Source organism: Azospirillum brasilense (assembly GCF_008365405.1).
In the GTDB taxonomy this organism is placed as follows: domain Bacteria; phylum Pseudomonadota; class Alphaproteobacteria; order Azospirillales; family Azospirillaceae; genus Azospirillum; species Azospirillum brasilense_D.
On record NZ_QOKV01000016.1, the window covers coordinates 83,533 to 98,277 of the forward strand.

General features: G+C 65.8%; 12 protein-coding genes. 4 read left to right on the forward strand and 8 right to left on the reverse strand.

Going from position 1 to position 14,745, the window contains the following annotated elements; all coding sequences use genetic code 11:
* Window positions 1-4 precede the first annotated feature (4 nt).
* The 8 genes from nifE to DS837_RS22040 form a co-directional block, all read right to left on the reverse strand.
* A complete protein-coding gene (nifE, locus tag DS837_RS22005) occupies window positions 5-1,420 on the reverse strand; it encodes a nitrogenase iron-molybdenum cofactor biosynthesis protein NifE (RefSeq protein WP_149166702.1) in 1,416 nt (471 codons plus the stop codon).
* Between the two features lie 205 nt (window positions 1,421-1,625).
* Entirely contained in the window at window positions 1,626-3,113 is a 1,488-nt protein-coding gene (locus DS837_RS22010) for a methyl-accepting chemotaxis protein (protein WP_211102383.1), read from the reverse strand.
* 439 nt (window positions 3,114-3,552) lie between these two features.
* A complete protein-coding gene (locus DS837_RS22015) occupies window positions 3,553-4,761 on the reverse strand; it encodes an NAD(P)/FAD-dependent oxidoreductase (RefSeq protein WP_149166704.1) in 1,209 nt (402 codons plus the stop codon).
* 141 nt (window positions 4,762-4,902) lie between these two features.
* On the reverse strand, window positions 4,903-5,433 hold the full coding sequence (locus tag DS837_RS22020; RefSeq protein ID WP_149166705.1) for an RrF2 family transcriptional regulator: 531 nt from the start codon (window positions 5,431-5,433) through the stop codon (window positions 4,903-4,905).
* A 213-nt stretch (window positions 5,434-5,646) separates the two neighbouring features.
* Window positions 5,647-7,206, reverse strand: a complete 1,560-nt coding sequence (gene nifK, locus DS837_RS22025) for a nitrogenase molybdenum-iron protein subunit beta (RefSeq protein ID WP_149166706.1) — start codon at window positions 7,204-7,206, stop codon at window positions 5,647-5,649.
* A 30-nt stretch (window positions 7,207-7,236) separates the two neighbouring features.
* Window positions 7,237-8,676 (reverse strand): nitrogenase molybdenum-iron protein alpha chain, encoded by a 1,440-nt coding sequence (nifD, locus tag DS837_RS22030; RefSeq protein WP_014239785.1) that lies wholly within the window; start codon window positions 8,674-8,676, stop codon window positions 7,237-7,239.
* Window positions 8,677-8,817: 141 nt separating this feature from the next.
* Window positions 8,818-9,699 carry a nitrogenase iron protein gene (nifH, locus tag DS837_RS22035; protein WP_149166707.1) on the reverse strand — a complete coding sequence of 294 codons (882 nt, stop codon included), beginning with the start codon at window positions 9,697-9,699 and terminating at the stop codon, window positions 8,818-8,820.
* A 271-nt stretch (window positions 9,700-9,970) separates the two neighbouring features.
* Complete coding sequence (locus DS837_RS22040; RefSeq protein WP_247890073.1) at window positions 9,971-11,209, reverse strand: hypothetical protein; 1,239 nt, start codon at window positions 11,207-11,209, stop codon at window positions 9,971-9,973.
* 342 nt (window positions 11,210-11,551) lie between these two features.
* On the opposite strand from DS837_RS22040, the gene DS837_RS22045 reads away from it, so the two are divergent.
* The 4 genes from DS837_RS22045 to DS837_RS22060 all read left to right on the forward strand — a co-directional run bounded on the left by DS837_RS22045 (window position 11,552) and on the right by DS837_RS22060 (window position 14,640).
* Window positions 11,552-12,439 (forward strand): NAD(+)--dinitrogen-reductase ADP-D-ribosyltransferase, encoded by an 888-nt coding sequence (locus DS837_RS22045; RefSeq protein WP_149166709.1) that lies wholly within the window; start codon window positions 11,552-11,554, stop codon window positions 12,437-12,439.
* 27 nt (window positions 12,440-12,466) lie between these two features.
* Complete coding sequence (gene draG / locus DS837_RS22050) at window positions 12,467-13,360, forward strand: ADP-ribosyl-[dinitrogen reductase] hydrolase (RefSeq protein WP_149166710.1); 894 nt, start codon at window positions 12,467-12,469, stop codon at window positions 13,358-13,360.
* Window positions 13,361-13,368: 8 nt separating this feature from the next.
* Window positions 13,369-13,797: an ArsC/Spx/MgsR family protein gene (locus DS837_RS22055; protein ID WP_103040329.1), complete on the forward strand. Its 429-nt coding sequence runs from the start codon at window positions 13,369-13,371 to the stop codon at window positions 13,795-13,797.
* 75 nt (window positions 13,798-13,872) lie between these two features.
* Window positions 13,873-14,640 (forward strand): class II glutamine amidotransferase, encoded by a 768-nt coding sequence (locus DS837_RS22060; RefSeq protein WP_149166711.1) that lies wholly within the window; start codon window positions 13,873-13,875, stop codon window positions 14,638-14,640.
* Window positions 14,641-14,745: the final 105 nt, after the last annotated feature.

Sequence of the window (14,745 nt, forward strand, 5' to 3'; positions counted from 1 at the left end):
GCGGTTACGCTCCCACCGGCCTGGAGTCCGGTTTGGCATCCGGTTTCACGTCCCAGGGGGCGGCCAGACGCACCTGCCGCCAGATCGGGTTGGACAGGGTCTTGTCGATTTCCTCACACAGGTTGACGATGCCGTCATAGCCCGCGTAGGGGGTGTGGCGCTCCTGGTTCAGGTCGAGCCACGGCACCTTGGCCTTCAGCGCGATGAACTGCGACCGGCCGCCGGACATCATGATGTCGGCCTCGCTGTCGCGCAGCATCTTGTAGATGTCGCGGGGCTTCAGGTCGTCCCACTGGTGGAACTCCTCGCCCTTCATCTTCTTGATGCGCTCCTTGTCCTCCTTGGTCGACTTCTTGGTGGAGGTGCCGACGATGGTCAGCCCGGCGCCTTCCAGCGCGGTGACCATCGACCAGCTCTTCACACCGCCGGTGAACAGCAGGACGCGCTTGCCGTCGAAGCGCGGCCGGTAAGGCTCCAGGCGCCGCCAGACGCGGCTTTCCTCGCGGGCGATGACGCCCTCGGTGCGGTCGATGATCGCCTTGTCGGCGCCGCGCTCCACCAGCATGCGGGCCATGGTGCGCAGCGTGTCCGACATGTCCGACACGCCGTAGAAGGAGCCTTCGAAATAGGGGATGCCCCAGCGCTCCTGCATCTTGCGCCCGACATTCACCAGCGCCTGCGAGCAGACCACCATGGTCAGCCGCGCCCGGTGGGCCTGCGCCACCTCGTTGTAGCGCCCGTCGCCGGAGATGCAGGACAGGATGCGGATGCCGATCTCGTCGAGCAGCGGCTTCACCAGCCACAGCTCGCCGGCCAGATTGTATTCACCGACGATGCAGATGTCGGTCGGGGTCGTGACCTCCGGCTCCACCGTGCCGATCACGTGGTCGAGCAGCGTCTCGCCGGCCAGCTTGTTGCCCAGGTTCTTCGATCCGACGAAGCCCGGCGCCATCACCGGGATCACCGGCTTGCCCAACTTCTTCGCGGCGAATTTGCAGACCGCCTCGATGTCGTCGCCGATCATGGCGGGGACGCAGGTCTGGTAGACGAAGACGGCCGGCGGGTCGTACTGCTGCACGATCTCCTTGATCGCCCGGTAGAGCTTCTTCTCACCGCCGTGGATGATGTCGAGTTCCGACATGTCGGTGGTGAAGCCGGTGCGGTAGAGCTGCGAGCCCGACGACTTGGTGCCGCGGTTGTCCCAGGAGTTGCCGAGGCAGGCGATCGGCCCGTGCACGAGGTGAGCGGCGTCGGCGATCGGCTGGAGCGCGATCATCGCGCCGTCATAGGCGCAGCCCCCGGCGGCAGCCCCCGGCTTCAAAGCCTTGGAGCACCCCTTCTTCCGCTCCTTCTCCGACTTGGCTTGGTTGGTGGAGCAACCCGGCTCGTTGAAGACGTCCTGGAGCTTTTCCTGGAGCATGACCTTCTCCCGCCATTGGCCGACATCGGCGCCCGTGGGTCAGTCGCCTGTGGGTCGGACATATGCAGGAGGTGTGCCAAAGAGTGAATTGTTTACATTCAATAAGTTAGGGAGAGTGGCCTCGTGTGCGATACCCGACAATCGCGGACTTTGTCGGGTATCGCACAGCGGAGAGCGAGGGCAGGGCCGTGTACGGCGCGCGCCTTCAACGGGCCAAAACCTTGGCGGCTTCCTTGGTTTCCGAAACCGCCGCCGCGATCTGGGTGATCGCTGAGTTGATGGCGCCGATGTTGTGGTCGACGGCGCTGACCGAGACCGACGCGTTCTGCATGTTGGTGGACATGTCGCCGGTCACCGCGCTCTGCTCCTCCACCGCCCCGGCGGAGACGGTGACGAACTCCATCAGGTTGCTGGTGGCCTGACGGATGTTGCCCAGCGACGCGACGACGTCGGACGAGACGGCCTGCATGCCTTCGATCTCCTTGGAGATCTGGGCGGTCGCGTTGGCCGACTGGTTGGCGAGATTCTTGACCTCGTTGGCGACGACCGCGAACCCGCGCCCGGCCTCGCCGGCCCGGGCGGCCTCGATGGTGGCGTTGAGCGCCAGAAGGTTGATCTGGCTGGCGATCGAACTGATCAGATCGACGATGCCGCCCATCGCCTTGGCGACCTCCGTCAGGCGCGCCGCTGCCCGGTCGGCGTTCCCCGTCTCGTCCATCGCGGTGCTCGCCGCCTGACGGGAGCGGATCATGCTGTCGGCGATTTCCCGGGCCGACGCCGCCAGTTCCTCCGCGCTGGCGGCGACGGTCTGGACGGTGCCTTGCGTCGCGCCGGACCGCTGGGCGGCGTCCTCGGCCTGCCGGCCGGCGGCGGAGAGCGCGGTGTCGATCTCGGTGAAATTGTTGTCGATCAGCGCCTTCAACTGGTCCAGCAGTTCCACCTGGCGGGTGATGTCGGTGGCGAACTTGACGATCTTGGACAGTCGGTTGCTGGTGTCGAACACCGGGTTGTAGGAGGCCTGAATCCACACCACGCGGCCGCCCTTGCCGATCCGCTTGTACTGGGCGGCCTGGAAGCGGCCCTGCCGCAGGCTTTCCCAGAAGGCGCGATAGTCCGCGCCGCCGTGCTCGGCCGGATCGACGAAGGTGCTGTGGTGGCGCCCGGCGATCTCCGGCAACGTGTAGCCGAGCAGGGAAAGGAAATTCTCGTTGGCGGTGATGACGGTGCCGTCGGGAGTGAATTCGATCACCGCCTGGGACTTGGAGATGGCCTCCGCCTTGCCGCGCAGATCGATGTGTTCCAGATGGCGCTTGGTGACGTCCGTGCAGACCTTGACCACCTTGTACGTGACGCCCTGACGGTTCTTGATCGGGTTGTAGGACGCCTCGATCCAGACCTCCCGCCCACCCTTGCCGATCCGCTTGTACAGTGAGGATTGGAACTCGCCGCGGCGCAGGCGCTCCCAGAAATCCTTGTAATCCGGGCTGTTGTGGAGATTCGGATCGACGAATATCCGGTGATGCTTCCCTTTGATCTCCTCAAGGCCGTATCCCATGCATCGGAGAAATTGATCATTCGCCGACAATATGTTGCCAGATGTGTCAAAGGTGATTATGCCATTAGATTTGTCTAATGCGTTGGTTATTTCCATCGCTTCCGTGTCTGCCGACCTTAGAAAGGTTTTAAAGGGCATGTTGATTGTCCTTATGGCGCAAGAAGGGAATGATGATTTGAGGTTATCGCCAATTTATATAAAAAACAATTAATTGGCGTTTATGGGGTGCCGGGGAGTGCCGTATCGTTTTGGCAATCAATGTAATCGCCAAGATAGACAGTTTTGTTGATAGGTAATCGGATGCAATTTTTTGTTGATGTTGTGGGCATTCTGCCGGTGGTGGTCGCTAACGGCCCAAAGGCTTCGATGGCTCTTCTCTTCAACCGATGGGCATCGCGTGCGTTCGCGCAAAAGCAATACGGCCCGTCGCCGGTCGAATCCTTTCCATGGAAAGCTGTGAGAATGGCGCGCCTGCAAAGAGCGCGGGCCGAAACGGTCAATGGATTCCACCGGAAGTAACGCCTGTGCGGAACCGCGTCCCTGCGGTGGCAAGAAGCGCGGCTCCGCTGGGCCACGGTCAGGGAACGATCACATAGTCGGGGTTGGCGATGGCGAAGACGGCGTCGCGGTCCGGCTGGGGCGGGTAGATCCACTTGGTGTTGATCTCGCGCTTCACCGCCTTGCCGTCCTCGCGGGTCAACCGGACCTGCCGGTCCCAACCTTCGGTGAAGAGCGCGCCCCACGGGCCGAGATCGAGGCAGGTCACGTATTTGGGCTGGCTGTAGGGGTGGGTGGGCAGGCCGACCAGTTCCGCCGCGGCGTTGTGGCCGGCGACGCGGCCCAGGCTGAGTGCGTGCTGGCAGGACATCGCGGCGACGTTGCCGAGATCGTCGGTGGCGGCCCGCGCCACGTCGCCAGTGACGAAGATTCCATCGCTCCCGGCCGCCCGCAGGAACGGGTCGGCCGGAACGCGTCCGAACCGGTCATGCTCGCTGCTGATCTGCGCGGCGAGAGGGTTTGCGCGGGCGCCCGCCGTCCAGACGACGGTGGCGGCGGCAATGCGCTCGCCGGTGGCGGTGGTCACGCCGTCGGCGTCGATGGCGGCGACCGCCGTACCGACGACGATCTCCACGCCGCATTCGGCCAGAGCCTGCTCGATGACGGGGCGCGGCACGGGGCCGAGGTCGGGACCGATGGCCGGGGCCTGCTCGACCACAACGACGCGGACCTTGGCGTCCGCACCAAGGATGGCGCGCAGCCGGTCCGGCATCTCCGCCGCGGTCTCGATGCCGGTGAAGCCGCCGCCGGCCACGACCACGGTGTTGCGCGCCGCCGTCTCCGGCTGGGCGGCCAAGGCCTTCAGATGGGCGTCGAGGGCGCGGGCGCTGTCCAGCTGGTCGACGTTGAAGGCGTGCTCGGCGAGGCCGGGAATGGGCGGGGTGAACAGGCGGCTGCCGGCGGCCAGGACGAAACGGTCGTAGGGCAGGGTGAAGAGGGGGCCGTCGGTGCCGGTGACGTCCACCGCACGACGGGCGGCGTGGATCGTTGTCACGACGCCGGGGACGTGGCGGACGCCCACGGCCTTGAACAGCGCCGCGAGGTCCGGCGCCATGCCCTCCAGCACCGCTTCGTAGAGGCGGGGGCGGATGTGGAGCTGCGGGGCCGGCGAGACGACGGTGATCGCGACGTTGCCGTCCCGGCCGGCCAGCGCCACGGCGCGGGCGGCGGAGAGGGCGGCCCACAATCCGGCGAAACCGGAGCCGGCGATGACGATCTGCTGGGTCATGATTGCGTGTCCTTTTGAAAGCCGGACAGGGGGAGCGTTCTGGCGCGCGGGTGCGCGGCAGCCATCCCGTCCGTCCGGCGGAGGTCCGGGAAAAGCTCAGGGCATCGGGTGAGGGGCGGTGAGGCCGGCTACGGTGGCCGACTATGGTGTCTGCCGTGTCCGAGACATTGCGCGGGCGCTGAGGCGCGCGTCGATCCAGGTCTGGACGTCGCCCTGGAACTCCGGCGGGGCCTTGCGCCCGAAGGTTTCGCCGACGCTGGCCAGCGTTTCCTTGGCCAGCGTGTCGCGCATCGCCTTCTCGGCCTTCAGCATCACGGCGTGGATGGCGCAGACGCCGGAGGTCGCCCAATCCGGCGGTCTGTCGTCGAAGACCGCGCAGCGCCCGCGGATCTCCTGGCACTCGAACAGCGGCTTCGTACCCTCGATGGCGTCGACGACGGCGAGGAAGCTGATCTCCGTCGGCGCCTTGGCGAGGCGGTAGCCGCCGCGCACCCCTTCGCTGGCCGTCACGATCCCGGCCTTCTCCAGCTTCGGGAAAATCTTGGCGAGGAAGGAGGGGGAGATGCCCTGCAATTCCGCCAAATCCCGGCTGCTCAGCGGCGTGTCGCCGGCGGCGGCCAGCCAGAGCAGGCAATGGATGCCGTACTCGACGCTTGCGGTGAGGTGTGCCATGGCGTGGCCCGTCCAACGGTCTCGAAAACACGGACCGTATCAATCCGCGTTCTCAAGCGCAAGACAGAAAACACGGATAATGTTTGTCCGCGTTTATGAGCGAGGTGGCAGGCCGGAAAAATGGAAAAGCCGGAGCCCACCTTGCGGTGGGCTCCGGCTCTCCGGGGAAGCGGCCGGGCGGGGGGATGGAGACCCCGCGCCGGCCGGGGGAGGTCAGCGCACCAGATCGAACGAGTAGTCGGTCTCGCCGACGATGTTCGTGTTGGCGTCCATGTCCTCGAAGATCCGATCCAGGATGCGCACCAGCACGTTCAGAGCGCCCTGGTAGCCCCAGGTCGGGTAACGGTGATGGTGGTGGCGGTCGAAGATCGGGTAGGTCAGGCGGATGAGCGGGATCTTGGTGTCGCGCTCCAGATACTTGCCGTAGCTGTTGCCGATGATGTAGTCGACCTTGTCGGTGAACAGCAGCGAGCGCAGGTGCCAGAGGTCCTTGCCGCCGTAGGCCTTGCCGGACTTGCCGAACGGCGAGCCGTCGAGCACCTTCTGAACCTGCTTCTCCCACTTCTTCGAGCCGGAGGTGGACAGGATGTGCACCGGTTCGGCGCCCAGCTCCATCAGGAACTTCGACATGCCCAGGCAGAAGTCCGGGTCGCCATACACGGCGAAGCGCTTGCCGTGCAGGTGGGTATGGCTGTCGGCGATGGCGTCGACGAGACGGCCGCGCTCCAGCTTCAGCTCCGCCGGGACCGGCTTGCCGGACAGCTCGGCCAGCTTCATCAGAAGCTCGTCGGTGCCGGTGACGCCCATCGGGTAGTTGTACTTGGCGACCTGCTGGCCCTTCTCCTTGATGAACTGCAGGGACTGCGGGGTGCAGTATTCCTGCATGGAGATGGTGGCCTTGGCGTGGACGGCCTCCTTCGTGGCCTCCAGCGGGGTGCCGCCGTCATACATGCGGTATTCGCCGTCGGCCGGGGTGTCGAAGTTGTCCGACACGTCCGACAGGATGGTCATCTGGATACCGAACAGGCCGGCGATGCGCTTCAGCTCGCGGTTGTTGCCGACCGCGAAACCGTCGAAGCCCGGGATCAGGTTGATCGTCTCGTTCTTCGGGGTGTCGAAGTTCTCCGACGTGCCCCAGAAGTGGGTCAGGACGCCCTTGATCATGTTGTCGTAGCCGACGATGTGGCTGCCGACGAAGGCCGGGGTGTGGGCGAAGGGAACCGGGAAATCCGCCGGGACGCTTTCCTTGTTCTTCGCGTTGTTGATGAAGCCGGACAGGTCGTCGCCGATGACTTCCGCCATGCAGGTGGTCATCACGGCGATCATCTTCGGCTTGTACAGCGCGTAGGCGTTGGCCAGGCCGTCGATCATGTTGTTCAGGCCGCCGAACACCGCCGCGTCTTCCGTCATCGACGAGGAAACCGCGGAGTTCGGCTCCTTGAAGTGGCGGGTGAGGTGCGTGCGGTAGTAGGCGACGCAGCCCTGCGAGCCATGGACGAAGGGCAGGGTGCCCTCGAAGCCCTGGGCCGCGAACATCGCGCCGATCGGCTGGCAGGCCTTCGTCGGGTTGATAACGACCGCCTCACGGGCGAAGTTCTTTTCCTTGTACTCTTCCGTCTTGGTCCACGCGGAAACCCGGGCGACCTCCTCGTCGGAGTGGCCGTACTCGAACTCCGTCTTCTTGCGCTCGAACAGCTCCTTGTATTCGGGCTGACGGAAGAGCGTGAAGTGGTCGATGACCTTGTCGGCGCTCTGGGAAACGGGGTGGGACATGCTCATTACTCCTATCTTCCAGAGGCCGCTTTAGAACGGAGCCTTCATGATGCCCCAGACGGGGTTGTTGATGGCCAGATCCATGTCGCGGGCGAAGATCGCGAAGCCGTCGTAGCCGTGATACGGACCCGAGTAATCCCAGGAGTGCATCTGGCGGAAGGGCAGGCCCATCTTCTGGAAGACGTACTTTTCCTTGATGCCCGAGGCGACGAGGTCCGGACGCATCACCTCGACGAACTTCTCCAGTTCGAAGGCGGTGACGTCGTCGTAGATCAGCGTGCCTTCCTTCACGTAGTGCTGAGTGCGCTGATAGTCGTCGTTGTGGGCGAACTCGTAACCCGTGCCGACGATCTCCATGCCCAGGTCGTGGTAGGCGTCGACCACGTGGCGCGGACGCAGGCCGCCGACGTAGATCATCACCTTCTTGCCTTCGAGCCGCGGCTTGAACTTGGCGATGACGGCGTCGACCATCGGCTGGTACTTGGCGATGACCTTCTCCGCGTTCTCCTTGATGGTGTCATCGAAGAGAGCGGCGATCTTGCGCAGGGACTCGGCGATCTGCGACGGGCCGAAGAAGTTGTATTCCATCCACGGAATACCGAACTTCTCTTCCATGTGGCGCGCGATGTAGTTCATCGAGCGGTAGCAGTGGATGAGGTTCACCTTCGCCTTCGGCGTGTTCTCCAGCTCGGCGAGCGTGCCGTCGCCCGACCACTGGGCGATCACGCGCAGGCCGATCTCTTCCAGCAGGATGCGGCTGGCCCAGGCGTCGCCACCGATGTTGTAGTCACCGATGATGGTGACGTCGTACGGGGTGGAGACGAAGCCTTCCTTCGGCTCGGTCTTCTCGAAGATCCAGTCGCGGATGACGTCGTTGGCGATGTGGTGGCCCAGCGACTGGGAGACGCCGCGGAAGCCTTCGCAACGGACCGGAACGACCGGCTTGCCCAGCTCCTCGGACTTGGCGCGGGCGACCGCCTCGATGTCGTCGCCGATCAGGCCGATCGGGCACTCGGACTGGATGGAGATGCCGTTGACGAGCGGGAACAGCTCGTTGATCTCCTCGATCACCTTGTGCAGCTTCTTGTCGCCGCCGAAGACGATGTCCTTCTCCTGGAAGTCGGAGGTGAAGTGCATCGTGCCCCAGCTGTCCACGCCGGTGTCGCCGACATAGTAGTTGCGGCGGCCGGACCAGGAGTAGTAGCCGCAGCCGACCGGGCCGTGGGAGATGTGGATCATGTCCTTGATCGGACCCCACACCACGCCCTTGGAACCGGCATAGGCGCAACCACGGATGGTCATCACACCGGGGATCGACTTGATGTTCGACTTGACGCCGCAGTCCTTCGCCTCGGCCTCCAGCACGTTCAGGTGCTTGGCGCGGCGCTTGCGCGACTTCTCGGGATACGCTTCGAGAACCTTGTCGACGAGACCCTTGACGTCGACGCCTTCGTTCACGGACAGGCTCATGGTGCCAGTCTCCTGCATGCTCTCATTGTCCGCGCCACTTCAGCGCGGGACCGAGCCCCCTCTCTCCCACCCCGCGCACAAAGGCGGGGTGGGCTGGGGAGGGGGCCAGTTCAGACCTGTGCCCCGTCAGGGACCCAGGTGTCAGGCCTTGGCGGCTTCCTTGGCCTGGAGTTCGGCGAGCTGCTGCTCCTCCGACTTCATGATGCCGAAGTCCATCAGCATCTCTTCCAGCTCTTCCATCGTGATCGGCGTCGGGATGGTGCCCTTGCCCTTGTTCGCGTGGACCTTGGTGGCGAGCTGGCGGTATTCCTGGGCCTGCTGGCTGTCCGGCGCGTACTCGATCACGGTCATGCGGCGCAGCTCGGCGTGCTGCACGATGTTGTCGCGCGGCACGAAGTGGATGAGCTGGGTGCCGAGGCGGGCGGCCAGGGCCGAGGCCAGGTCGATTTCCTTGTCGGTCTGGCGCTCGTTGCAGATCAGGCCGCCGAGGCGCACGCCGCCGCTGTGGGCGTACTTCAGAATGCCCTTGGCGATGTTGTTGGCGGCGTAGAGCGCCATCATCTCACCGGACATGACGATGTAGATTTCCTGGGCCTTGTTCTCGCGGATGGGCATGGCGAAACCGCCGCACACCACGTCGCCCAGCACGTCGTAGGAGACGTAGTCCACGTCGTCGTAGGCGCCGTTCTCTTCGAGGAAGTTGATCGAGGTGATCACGCCGCGGCCGGCGCAGCCGACCCCCGGCTCCGGACCGCCGGACTCGACGCACTTGATGCCCTTGTAGCCGATCTTGAGAACGTCCTCGAGCTCCAGATCCTCGACCGAGCCGGCTTCGGCGGCGAGGTGCAGCACGGTGTCCTGCGCCTTGGCGTGCAGGATCAGGCGGGTCGAGTCGGCCTTCGGATCGCAGCCGACGATCAGGATCTTCTGATCCAGCTCGACCAGCGCGGCCAGGGTGTTCTGGGAGGTGGTGGACTTGCCGATACCGCCCTTACCGTAGAACGCAATCTGGCGCAAAGACATGGGAGGTTACTCCTTTGCTTGGGTCTACAGGGTGTCTTCAATTCCGGGGCGGCCTGCCCAGCGGCCGCTTCGACCCTCTCTCTGCATCCCCCGTGCCAGTTCGCAGAAAATTTTTAAGCTATTGAAAATAAACAAGAAATTGGATTGCGGACGAGCGCGGTCCGCTTTGTCGGGCCTGTGACATACCCGACAAAGCCCGACATTTTGTCGGGTCTCTCGCAATGAAACGGATGGGATGGGTGGATGACGCCCGAACGGCGCCTTTGCGGCGTCAGGCGGCGGCGTGGTTCAGCGCGTCGCGGGCGACGACGAGGCGCAGCGCCAGCGCCTCCAGCTCGTCGCCGTCCTGGCCCATGTCATAGAGAAGCTGGGCCAGCGACTGGCCGCGGGCGAGCAGGCGGCGCGCCTTGGCCGGGTCGGCGGGGCGGGCCAGCAGGATGCCGACCAGCCGCTCCCCGGCAATGCCGGCCAGCGCGCGGCTGCGTTCGGCCAGACGGCGCTCCAGCGTGTCGAGCACCGCCGGCCGCCCGGCATGGTCGAGGTCGGTGCAGAACTGGTGCAGGGAGCGGAGCTGGCGCAGCAGCGCCTCGAACAGCAGCTCGTCGAGGTCGCCGCCGTTGGCGGCCTTTCCGACAAGATCGAACAGTGTGTCGGAAAGCCGCCACGCTGCCGACAGACAGTCGTTCATCGCCTTGCGGTCGGCGGGCTCGACGAAGGCGTTGGCCTCCTCGCGGTGCTCCTCCTGGTCGTCGAGGTTGCGCATCGCGACGACGAGCAGCCCGTCCACCGACGCCAGTGTGGCGAGGCTGGCGTGCAGGGCCTTGATGCCGCGGTCGGCGCCGAAGCCGTCCATGGCCTCCGCCGCCCGGCGCAGCGCGTGGCGGGTGAGGCGGCGCGACTGATAGACGACGTCGCGCAGCGCGACGGTGGCGCCCAGAGTCTCCAGCATCAGCCGCCGCGCCTCGAAGCGCAGCAGGGCGTGGGCGAGGCTGTCCATGGCGCCGGCGGTGGCGCCCGCCGGCTCGTCCTCCATGCTCGCCACCGACGCCTCGCCGCGGACCAGCCGGTCGGCGTCGGCGCGGGCGTCCGCCTCGATGGCCGACACCACCGACAGCACGGCTCCGCGTCCGGCACCGCGCAGCAGGGCGACCAGGGTGCGCAGGGCGGTGGCCACCTCCAGCGCGCCGGGCAGCCCGTCCTCGGCGCCGCCCTTGTTGTGGACGACGCGGTCGATCAGATGGTCGCGCAGGCGGGGCAACAGGACGTCCAGGATGATCGGCGCGGTGGGGCGCAGCAGCGCCTCCAGCAGGCGGCCCTGTGGCTGGCCGAGCATGGCAGCCAATGGATTGACCGGCTTGGGCACCAGACGCGGACGATGGGGCTCCAGCAGGGCCAGCACCTCGTCGCCGCGCAGCGGGGTGATGGTGCCGCGCAGCAGCCGGGCGAGCGTCACGGCGTCGCGGGCCTCCCTGGCGCCGCGCAGCGGAACCGGCGCCCGACCCGCGCGCATCGGCATCTTTTCCGAGACGGCGGAAGGAAGAAGAACGCGCGGGGGCTGTGCCGCCCGGTTGCGCGTCTCCTGTTCCTTTCGCTTCATCGGCCACATGGCCTTGCCTCGTCTTGCGATGCTCTGAATCCCGTTCGATCAACTATGGTGTCGTCTCATCATCCGTTCAAACGGATATTTTTAAGATATTTGGAGTAAGCCAAAAGTTACTATGGTTGTTTAATAGAATTGTTTTTGAATTCGAAATGTATTGCGGAGTTGACGGCCGTGCCCCGCGATGACGCGGCCCTTGGCGGACGCGCCGGTTCGCGGTATCCATGAAAGAATTGTGGATTTGAGAGCGCGATGGCGGACGGTTCGGCGAGCGGTGGCTTGAGGGATGCGCGGGGGCGGCTGATCGATCCGGATTCGCCGCTCGCGCTGAAGGCGCACCGCACCAATCTGTTGAACGTGACGGCGGAGGCGCTGTGCGCGGAGGCTTTCAATGACGAGCCGCGGCGTCTGTGCATCGGCGGCACGCGCAGCGAGCACGCCGTGCTGTTCGAGGCGCTCGATGAGAGCCCGAACAGCCTGATCGCCGCCGACGTCTTCCAGCACCACATGGCCTTCACCTTCGGGCTGAACCCGGACTTCTCAGGGGCCGAGGGCGCGGACGGGCGGCGGCGCTACCGCGCCAGCTACCTGCGCCTGCTGAAGGGATGGCTGTTCGACAGCAACAACGCCGAGGGTGCCGTGCTGAAGGGCTGGGTGGAGAGCCGCTTCGGTCTGCTGCCCACCTATCACAAGGAACCGATCCTCCGTTTCGCCTCCGACGCGTGGCGGACCTACGGCGAGGAGAAGGTCGCCACCCGCTTCCACAACAACAACATCAACCTGCAGCTCGACCTGCTGTACGAATATTGCCAGTGGTGGATGCGCCGCGGCTGGCCGGACGCGCCGATGCCGTCCCGCGCCAGCCACATCCGGCTCTACCGCGGCGTCAACGATTTCGAGGAGCACCACATCGTCGCGCGCCCCGACAAGCGCACGGCGGTCCTGCGCCTCAACAACCTCAGCTCCTTTTCCATCGAGCGCGACATCGCCGGCCAGTTCGGGGACTACATCCTCGAAACCTGGGTGCCGCTCACCAAGGTGGTCTTCTTCCGCGACATCCTGCCCCGCTACCCTTTCAAGGGAGAGGGCGAGTATCTGGTCGTCGGCGGGGACTACAGGGTGGGGGTGTCGCTTCTCTGACAACCGATCACGGGACAGATCCGGCCCATGACTGACCATTCCATCCGCTCGCGCGCGCTGGGCGCCTATCTCGGGCTGGCCTGCGGCGACGCGCTGGGCGCCACCGTCGAGTTTCTGACAAAGGGCGAGATCGCCCACCAATACGGCGTGCACAAGCACATCAAGGGCGGCGGCTGGCTGAAGCTGGCCGCCGGGCAGGTGACCGACGACACCGAGATGTCGATCCATCTCGGCCGCGCCATCCTGGCCGCCCCGGAGTGGGACGCCCGCCGCGCCGCGGAGGAGTTCGCCGTCTGGCTGAAGGGCGTTCCCGTCGATGTCGGGGACACGACACGGCGCGGCATCCGCCGCTTCATCATGCACGGCACCCTGTCGGAGCCGGAGAGCGAGTATCACGCCGGGAACGGGGCGGCGATGCGCAACCTGCCGGTCGCCCTGGCGACGCTGGGCGACGACGCCGCCTTCGAGCGCTGGACGGTGGAGCAGGCGCACATCACCCATTGCAACGCCATGTCCGACGCGGCGACCCTGACGCTCGGCCACATGGTCCGCCGTCTGGTGCTGGGCGGCGACGTGCGCGACGTGCGCGACGAATCGAACAAGCTCATCGCGAAGCACCGGCAGTTCAAGTTTCAGCCCTACCGGGGCCTCGCCACCGCCTACATCGTCGATACGATGCAGACGGTCATGCACTACTATTTCCAGACCGATTCCGTGGAGTCCTGCGTCGTCGAGACCGTCAACCAGGGCGGCGACGCCGACACCACCGGCGCCATCGCCGGCATGCTGGCCGGAGCCACCTACGGGGTGGAGACCATCCCGCCGCGCTGGCTGCGCAAGCTCGACCGCGGCGTCTACGACGAAATCTGCGCCCAGGTGGACGGGCTGCTCGCCCGCTCCCCGGCGCTCAAGCAGGGGTGATTTCGACCATGGCCGACGTGATCTTCTTCGAAAAGCCCGGCTGCGCCGGCAACAACCGCCAGAAGGCCCTGCTGGCGGAGGCCGGGCACACCGTCCACGCCCGCGACCTGCTGTCCGAACCCTGGACGGCGGACCGCCTGCGCCCCTTCTTCGGCGACCGCCCGGTGGCCGAGTGGTTCAACCGCGCCGCCCCGGCGGTGAAGAGCGGGGAGGTCGATCCGGACGCGCTGGACGAGGCCGCCGCCCTGGCGCTGATGCTGAAGACGCCGCTGCTGATCCGCCGCCCGCTGATGCAGGTCGGTGACCGTCGCGACTGCGGGTTCGAGGCGGAGCGGGTGGACGCCTGGATCGGCCTAGCCGCCGGCGCGCCGGAGGGCAAGCTGGAAGGCTGCGCCCGCGCCGGGATGCCGCCCTGCCCACCACCCGCAAAGGGATGACGGGACAACCCGGACTGTCGTAGGTTTGCCCCCGTCCTGTTTGAAACCCGACATTTCAGCGATGGGGGCCGATCCATGTGCGAACTCCTGGGCATGAGCGCCAACGTGCCCACGGACATCTGCTTCAGCTTTCGCGGCCTGATGCGCCGCGGCGGGCAGACCGGTCCGCACCGCGACGGCTGGGGCATCGCCTTCTACGAGGGGAAGGGCTGCCGCGCCTTCCACGACCCGGCGCCGAGCTGCGAGTCGGAGATCGCGCGGCTGGTCAGCAGCTATTCGATCAAGTCCTGCGTGGTGATTTCCCACATCCGCCGCGCCAACCGCGGCCGGGTGTCGCTGGAGAACACCCACCCCTTCACGCGGGAGCTGTGGGGCCGCGTCTGGACCTTCGCGCACAACGGCCAGCTCAAGGGCATCAAGGACCGGACGCTGACCTTCTACGAGCCGGTCGGGACGACGGACAGCGAGCACGCCTTCTGCTGGCTGCTCGACCAGATCCGCATGCAGTATCCGGAGCCGCCCAAGAGCAGCGGTGCCCTGATGCGGCTGATCCGCGACCTCGCCACCGACCTCGGCGGGCTTGGCGTCTTCAACATGCTGCTCAGCGACGGGCGGTACCTGTGGTGCCATTGCGCGACCAACCTCGCCTGGCTGACCCGCAAGGCCCCCTTCGGCCCGGCGACGCTGATCGACGAGGACATGAGCGTCGATTTCGCCAAGGAGACGACGCCCAACGACGTGGTGACGGTGGTCGCCACCCGCCCCCTGACCCGCGACGAGGATTGGACCGTCATGAAGGGCGGCGAGATGGTCGTGTTCAAGGGCGGCAATCGGGTGCGCTGACCGGGGATTGTTCTGATCTGTGCAACGAAGATTGGCGAAATCGGGGCTCAATCGATTGGCGTAAGCGGGCTTATGGTCACCTCCGAGACAAACCGAAGCGGTGAC

What these genes read in the sequence shown, in the direction of transcription:
- nifE (WP_149166702.1), bottom strand. Translation starts at nt 1,420, where the DNA reads ATGCTCCAGGAAAAGCTCCAGGACGTCTTCAACGAGCCGGGTTGCTCC.
- DS837_RS22010 (WP_211102383.1), bottom strand. Translation starts at nt 3,113, where the DNA reads ATGCCCTTTAAAACCTTTCTAAGGTCGGCAGACACGGAAGCGATGGAA.
- DS837_RS22015 (WP_149166704.1), bottom strand. Translation starts at nt 4,761, where the DNA reads ATGACCCAGCAGATCGTCATCGCCGGCTCCGGTTTCGCCGGATTGTGG.
- DS837_RS22020 (WP_149166705.1), bottom strand. Translation starts at nt 5,433, where the DNA reads ATGGCACACCTCACCGCAAGCGTCGAGTACGGCATCCATTGCCTGCTC.
- nifK (WP_149166706.1), bottom strand. Translation starts at nt 7,206, where the DNA reads ATGTCCCACCCCGTTTCCCAGAGCGCCGACAAGGTCATCGACCACTTC.
- nifD (WP_014239785.1), bottom strand. Translation starts at nt 8,676, where the DNA reads ATGAGCCTGTCCGTGAACGAAGGCGTCGACGTCAAGGGTCTCGTCGAC.
- nifH (WP_149166707.1), bottom strand. Translation starts at nt 9,699, where the DNA reads ATGTCTTTGCGCCAGATTGCGTTCTACGGTAAGGGCGGTATCGGCAAG.
- DS837_RS22040 (WP_247890073.1), bottom strand. Translation starts at nt 11,209, where the DNA reads ATGCGCGCGGGTCGGGCGCCGGTTCCGCTGCGCGGCGCCAGGGAGGCC.
- DS837_RS22045 (WP_149166709.1), top strand. Translation starts at nt 11,552, where the DNA reads ATGGCGGACGGTTCGGCGAGCGGTGGCTTGAGGGATGCGCGGGGGCGG.
- draG (WP_149166710.1), top strand. Translation starts at nt 12,467, where the DNA reads ATGACTGACCATTCCATCCGCTCGCGCGCGCTGGGCGCCTATCTCGGG.
- DS837_RS22055 (WP_103040329.1), top strand. Translation starts at nt 13,369, where the DNA reads ATGGCCGACGTGATCTTCTTCGAAAAGCCCGGCTGCGCCGGCAACAAC.
- DS837_RS22060 (WP_149166711.1), top strand. Translation starts at nt 13,873, where the DNA reads ATGTGCGAACTCCTGGGCATGAGCGCCAACGTGCCCACGGACATCTGC.